At 48.9% G+C, this 1,522-nt stretch carries 1 protein-coding gene; it reads left to right on the top strand.

From position 1 onward, the window contains the following. The first annotated feature begins 375 nt into the window (after positions 1-375). The gene (locus tag LKE08_RS00295) at positions 376-1,272 is read left to right on the top strand and encodes a GUN4 domain-containing protein (RefSeq protein ID WP_324702196.1); all 897 of its coding nucleotides are present in this window, start codon (positions 376-378) and stop codon (positions 1,270-1,272) included. Positions 1,273-1,522: the final 250 nt, after the last annotated feature.

Here is a 1,522-nt window from a genome sequence, read left to right as displayed (position 1 = left end):
CACCCGAGGGGGTGAAAGCCTTACCGGGAGGCTATTTCAGGCATTTCAGCCCTATTTCACTCCCGAACGAATCGCACTACCCCTAGAATTTTGACACACTCGCGCCGCTCTCAGATATAGGTATCGGCGATCGGCTTTCGGCCGTCAGTTTGAGGGGGGTCGGGGGTGCGATCGCGTTTCCGGGAATCAGTTGGCCTGGAATCCGGGTTGAGAAGTTGTTAAACTGGGTTTATCAATTTTCCCGAAAACTTGTAACCGATCGCAGATCGGCACTTCATGCCCTTGTAAACTTTACGAAATCATTTTTTTATAACATAAATATTGGCTCTTGTAAACCTCAATTTTTTTGACAGGACGATCGTCTAACGCCGGATTATGAAATGTCCAATTTGTGAAACGGAATATACAGAAAACGAGATCGAAACCTGTAAGGTCTGCGGCTATGACCTGACCCCCTATCCGTCACTTTTTGAGCCGATACCGCCCGGATTTTTGGAGAAGGAGAGAAAACGAATTGCCGCCGCCAAGCGGGTTTGGCAATTATCCCAGTCGATGGTATCTCAGTTGCAGACTCGGTTGGATGAAGTCACTCGGCAAATTGGAAATTTAACGGAGTCGCAAACTCAACTCAAGTCTGATTTTCAATCCCAATTGGATGAAGTCACTCGGCAAATTGGAAATTTAACGGAGTCGCAATCACAACAAGAGACAAGAATGGTAGAAGCGATCGCATCTCGACTACAGCAGATTGTAGAAGGACAGCAGCGGCCAAAAGAAGATGATCGTCGTCCCCCATCGGCGAATTATGCCCGACTTAACAATTTGCTGAAAGCCGGAAACTGGAAAGCCGCGGACGAAGAAACTGCCCGGATTATGTTGGCGGTAACGGGACAAACGCAACGGGGATGGGTGGATGATGACGATCTCAAAAATTTTCCCAGTGAAGATTTGCGAACCATCGATCAACTCTGGGTCAATTATAGTGGCGGTCGTTTTGGATTTAGCGTTCAAAAACGGATTTATATGGAGGGCAGAGCAAAGCTTTATGGTCAATACCCAGGTGATACAATTTGGCACAAGTTTTGTCAGCAAATCGGGTGGATGTACGGCGGTAAATATGTGAGTCCTAAAGATCTTATTTTTGATGCCTCCGCACCACGGGGTCATCTCCCGTGCGTCTGGCCATCTGTGGTTCTTTCTGGTTGTTGCGTGTCAAGGTTAAGGGTCGGTCGGTGTCACTGGTGTTATCTTCTCTCGCGCAGAGACTTGTAACCTGTAGTTAATATTCACTTCAGGCACTTGTCAACCCTTCATTTCCGGCAAATTTTTCACGCAAAAAAGTGCTTAGAAACCGGGTTTCTATTAAGATCCCTGGTTCTCAACTGACACTCTCCTAGAAACCCGGTTTCTTTTCACCCCACTCGCCCCCCAGTCCCCATCCCCCCCAACCCCCCTCCCCCCCAGCCCCCACCCCCCCCAGCCCCCCTTTGAAAGGGGGGAGTAAGGGGGGAGAAAGGGGGGA

The organism is Lyngbya sp. CCY1209, from assembly GCF_035615495.1.
Classification (GTDB): domain Bacteria; phylum Cyanobacteriota; class Cyanobacteriia; order Cyanobacteriales; family Microcoleaceae; genus Limnospira.
The sequence above is the reverse complement of the archived record's forward strand: the minus strand, read 5'-3'. Positions and strand labels throughout refer to the sequence as shown.